General features: G+C 46.9%; 2 protein-coding genes. Both read left to right on the forward strand.

Features of this window, described 5'->3' with window-relative positions:
• The coding region (locus tag B9T16_RS29195) for a hypothetical protein (protein ID WP_410246448.1) at positions 1–224 on the forward strand (224 nt) is incomplete at its 5' end.
• 9 nt (positions 225–233) lie between these two features.
• Positions 234–548: riboflavin synthase (locus tag B9T16_RS29200; RefSeq protein WP_410246449.1), on the forward strand; the 315-nt coding region annotated here is incomplete at its 3' end.

Below are 548 nucleotides of genomic sequence, written 5' to 3' on the forward strand. Positions count from 1 at the left end.
AAGAACGCACCTGGTCGGAGAACTATGGGTGGTCTTTTTGGTTAAAAAAACATGCGCCGCTCGACGTGATGTACTTTCGTGGGGTGTGGGGACAATTTATCGTGCCCATCCCCGAGAAACACGCCGTACTTGTTCGCTTGGGTAGAAAACACATGACCAAAAGCGATGATGTACATCCCGACGACATCGACGAATACCTGAAATTTGCCCTCGAATATCTTTAAAAAACCTACATGTTTACCGGAATAATTGAAAACCTCGGAAAGGTTACCAATCTCGAAAAAGACAATACCAACCTGCATATCAGCATTCAAACTTCGCCCACGCACGAACTAAAAATCGACCAGAGCATTGCGCACAACGGCGTTTGTCTTACCGTAGTGGATTTTCCCACCTCCGATTCTTACACCGTTACCGCCATCGATGAAACTCTCAAAAAGAGCAACATCGGCGACTTGCAGGTGGGGAGTTTAGTGAACTTAGAGCGCTGTTTGAAAATGGGCGACCGACTCGATGGTCACATGGTTCAAGGTCATGTAGATACCACC

The sequence above is a fragment of the Arthrospira sp. PCC 8006 genome, assembly GCF_046480465.1.
GTDB classification, from domain to species: Bacteria; Cyanobacteriota; Cyanobacteriia; order Cyanobacteriales; family Microcoleaceae; genus Limnospira; species Limnospira platensis.